Source organism: Spirosoma jeollabukense, from assembly GCF_054777855.1.
The window spans coordinates 1-4,112 of record NZ_BAAHAD010000040.1; the positions used below are offsets into that span (position 1 = coordinate 1).

General features: G+C 24.5%; 2 protein-coding genes and 6 tRNA genes. All 8 read right to left on the reverse strand.

The genetic code is table 11. The features are described 5' to 3' along the window. Positions 1 to 245: 245 nt before the first annotated feature. The 8 genes from ACYVEA_RS34220 to ACYVEA_RS34255 all read right to left on the reverse strand — a co-directional run bounded on the left by ACYVEA_RS34220 (position 246) and on the right by ACYVEA_RS34255 (position 3,713). Complete coding sequence (locus tag ACYVEA_RS34220) at positions 246 to 470, reverse strand: ATP synthase subunit C family protein (RefSeq protein WP_460504648.1); 225 nt, start codon at positions 468 to 470, stop codon at positions 246 to 248. 487 nt (positions 471 to 957) lie between these two features. Further along, positions 958 to 1,030 (reverse strand) — tRNA-Phe (locus ACYVEA_RS34225). A 39-nt stretch (positions 1,031 to 1,069) separates the two neighbouring features. After that, positions 1,070 to 1,141: transfer RNA gene (locus tag ACYVEA_RS34230), tRNA-Ala, on the reverse strand. A gap of 272 nt (positions 1,142 to 1,413) precedes the next feature. Beyond that, positions 1,414 to 1,485: transfer RNA gene (locus ACYVEA_RS34235), tRNA-Met, on the reverse strand. A gap of 13 nt (positions 1,486 to 1,498) precedes the next feature. After that, positions 1,499 to 1,570 (reverse strand) — tRNA-Asn (locus ACYVEA_RS34240). Positions 1,571 to 1,701: 131 nt separating this feature from the next. Then, a tRNA-Val gene (locus ACYVEA_RS34245) sits at positions 1,702 to 1,773 on the reverse strand. 78 nt (positions 1,774 to 1,851) lie between these two features. Then, positions 1,852 to 1,924: transfer RNA gene (locus ACYVEA_RS34250), tRNA-Glu, on the reverse strand. Between the two features lie 673 nt (positions 1,925 to 2,597). Then, positions 2,598 to 3,713 carry a hypothetical protein gene (locus tag ACYVEA_RS34255; RefSeq protein ID WP_461117879.1) on the reverse strand — a complete coding sequence of 372 codons (1,116 nt, stop codon included), beginning with the start codon at positions 3,711 to 3,713 and terminating at the stop codon, positions 2,598 to 2,600. Positions 3,714 to 4,112 lie beyond the last annotated feature (399 nt).

Consider the following 4,112-nt stretch of genomic DNA (forward strand, 5'->3'; position numbering starts at 1 on the left):
GTAATAATTTGTATTATTAAACAAAAAGCTAGTAAAGATCCAAAGTTTCATAAATAACTTATGTTAGATGGTTGAGGTGAATCAATTACATAAGAATTTACCATTTTTAAAAGTGGATGACTTTTTAAAATTCTCATTTATTAATTAAAACTTACCTAGGTTAATATTTAAATGATAAATCTATTATAAATTTTGTTAAAAATTAACGTTCTTGCAAAAAGATGTGTATAAAAACTATACAAAAATTAAGCAACATATAAAAGAAGGAATGCCATCATTAATGCAAATAATCCTGTTGCTTCAGCGAAAGCAAATCCTAAAATGGCATATGAAAATAGTTGACCTCTTAAAGAAGGATTTCTAGATACACCTATTATAAGTGCACCGAAAACTACACCTATTCCTACACCGGCCCCTATAAGACCAGTTGTAGCTAAACCTGTACCTATTATTTTTGCAGCTTGTATCAAAATTATAAAAAAAGTATATAAAACAAATTATAAAAACAGTTTTAAATATACTAAAAAAAGTCATAATATATAAATAACCTTTATAAAAATATAATACTTTAATATAAAGGATATTCAAAATTTTTTATATGTACTATTTACTGTAAAATTAGATATACAACTTTATTAGATATATTATTTAAACATTGTAATTAATTAAAGTCATTAAAGTCAACAATATATTAAAAATAAATTTATAAACATAAATTTAAGGTAAATTATAATTATTAAATTATTTAGTATGCTCACTATAATCTTGTAAAAGTTAATTAACTTATGTTGGAGCGGATCGAACACTCAATAGTAAATACCAAAAATTTATGACTTACCAATTAGTCGACAACATATATTTTTAAATTATATAGATGACAAGACTCGAACTTGTAAAGTTATTAACTATTCCGTCCTAAGCGGAACCTGGTTACCAAATTTCAGCACACCTATCAAATGCTCGAGATAAGATTTGAACTTATAGCCTAAACATCTTCAGTGTTCCGCTCAACCAATTGAGCTTCTCGAGCTTTTTTATAAAACGAAATTATAAGATGTAAATTAATTCATGGAGATATCAGGACTCGATCCTAAATTAACGAAGTGCAAATTCGCTGTTTTACCAATTAAACTATATCCCCTTTTTTTATATTAACTTCTTGAAAAGGGAGGGGTATTTATCTAAAGCATTATACGAAAAATAATTTAAAAATTTCTGATTATGGTAAAAGCTATCCGAAAAACGATTTGAACGTTTATGATTAAAATCAACGAAGCTTAAGTTCGTCCTGTCTACCAATTCCAGCACTCGGATGAAGTAAAATAAAATAAGCAGGCTAAACAGATATAGGATTCGAACCTATATGGATGTGGCCGAAACACATTATTTTACCCTTAAATTAATCCGTTTTTGTAAGGCCAGAGTGACTTGAACACTCACCTTAACTGTCATGAGCAGTTGGCTCTACCATTAAGCTATAGCCTTTCACGAAGTGACACGCCTCTAAGATGATTTGAACATCTAACCAATATATTAACAGTATATTGCTCTACCATTGAGCTATAAAGGCTTATTTTTAATAAAGGGAGGATACCTTGATTTGAACAAGGATAAACTATGCCACAAATAGTTGTTTTACCTTTAAACTATATCCACCTATATGATTAATAGATATATATAATTAAAGATAATAGTAAATTATGGGAAATAAATGACTTGAACATTCAACAATCCGTGTGTAAAACGACTGCTCTACCATTGAGCTAATTTCCCTAAACAAGCGGGTTGAGGATTTGCACCCCAATCTTTTGGTCATGAGCCAAAAATGTTAACATTACACTAACCCGCTAATAACCCAGAAGAGATTTGAACTCTTGTTTTAACAGTGAAAATGTTATGTCTTAACCAACTTGACCACTGGGTCTAAGCCCAGTGTAAGTATCGCACTTACTTCTACCGATTACAAAACGGTTACATTACTTTTATGTTAACCGGGCTTTAATATTATTCCTATAATTGTATTTTTTAGTAAAATAATCATTAGTACTTTATACCTGAAGACATATATGTCCTTACAATTAAAGCCTAATACGTATTATTGTAATACGTTTATATGAGTATAATAAAGTAAGATTCGTGCTTATATGCATTCAGCTCTTATCTTTAATTGACGTGGCTTTCTTGCTATGCCTATTAAAATATGGTACTTTAGTTAAAATACTTATTTAATAAACAACAAGTAAACTATAGGTCAACATACCCAATTCCTTTCGTACAAAGGGGATATTTTTATTTTACTCAAATTTCCTCTAGAAGATAGAAACCATACTGTCTCACGACGTATTAAACCCAACTCATGTAGCTCTTTAATCGACGAACAGTCGAACCCTTCATGATTTTTGCATTCATGTGGATGAGCTAAGCCGACATCGAGGTGCCAAACCGCGCACTCAATTTGTACTCTCTTGCGCTTATTAGCCTGTTCAATTTGTTAACAAAAAATTAATATTTTTTTCCATAATTTTCATTATGGTTCAGACTATGTTTTCATTTTTAGTATATATATGCTTTTCATTTTTCAGTTAATTTCCACTTACTCAACCTTTTAATCCAAATGAACCAATACGAGTTTTAGAATTTAATTTTGTATATTGTAAATTTGAATTTAAATTATTTCTTAATAATACAGAAAATAAACCTTTATATGAAGAATCTATATTTAATAAGTTTCCTTTATATTTAACTTTATTTATAGATTTAGAAGCTGTATATCTTTTAGTTAATCTACCATTTGCTTCTAATCTAAACCCAGAAATATGTTTATATTTAAGATTTTTTATTATATTTTTATATAATAATCTATTATTATAAAAGTATTTTTTTGTATTTAAGTTTTCTTTTTTAATTAATTCACCTATTATAACTTTTTTTTTTCTTATTTTTACTTTTTTTTCTAAGTTAGATAAATGTTTTATTAATTTTCTTCTATTTTTTCGTATTTTTAACAAAATAGACTCTGAAAGAATATCACTATTTAAATAAAAGTATTTTAAATTTATAAAATTAAATTCAATGTTTTTATTAAATAAAACTTGTAATTTATTTTTAATATATTGTAAATAAGTATAGTTAAATCTAGATTTATTAACATAAATTAATCTTCTATAATAAGTATATATAAACAGTCTTCTCAAAGATTTTTTCATAAATTTTTTATAAAATTTATTAACATATTTAGATACAATTTTAAATTTATTTATTTTTTTTTTTTGATGTAAATCTTTTAATATTCTTACGATTTTAGGTTTGAAAAGATTAGCATCTATTAAAGCTAAAGTACCATTAATACTTATTTTTTTTAATTTTTTTAATAAAATTAATTTATTAGATAATATATTTTTTTTAGATGATAAGGATTTAATAGTATTACTTTTTTTAAAACTAAGAATATTTATTAAAAATTTATTTATATATCTTTTTTTTAATTTTAGTAAATAATTATCTTTCTGTTTATTATAAATATATAAAGTAATTATTACTTTATTATTTGTATGTTTAAATTCACCTTTACTAAGAAAAATTTTATTTATAGATAATTTTCTTCGTCTATTATATATTTTTTTTCTTCTTATTTTACGTTCAATAATTTTATTATATAAATAAAAATAATTTCTAATAAACTTTATAGCTAACCGACTAATATTAGATGTCAAAGATAAACTATTATTATTATACATAAATATACTACTATCTCAATATCTAGTAGAAGAAGGAAAATGTTTTAAACTATCTGTATTATCGAAATTATAAGGTTTATCAATGTTTGTTTTTTTTATTATAGATAATAATTTCATTTAATTCTAATATAAATTGTTTAATTATATTAAATCTATTTCATTAATAAATATATTAATAATTATTATAAATATATATACATATATGATGGATTTTAACTAGTCGTTGAACGTTCTTATTAAATATAAGTTTCGCTTCAAATTAACTATATGAATATAGTGTTTTTTGAAATTTACCCATTCTACTACCAGTATTTACAAATACTGGGGGGACTAACAAATTATCCCTAGCGTAACTTTTTCAAAAATACAAGACCT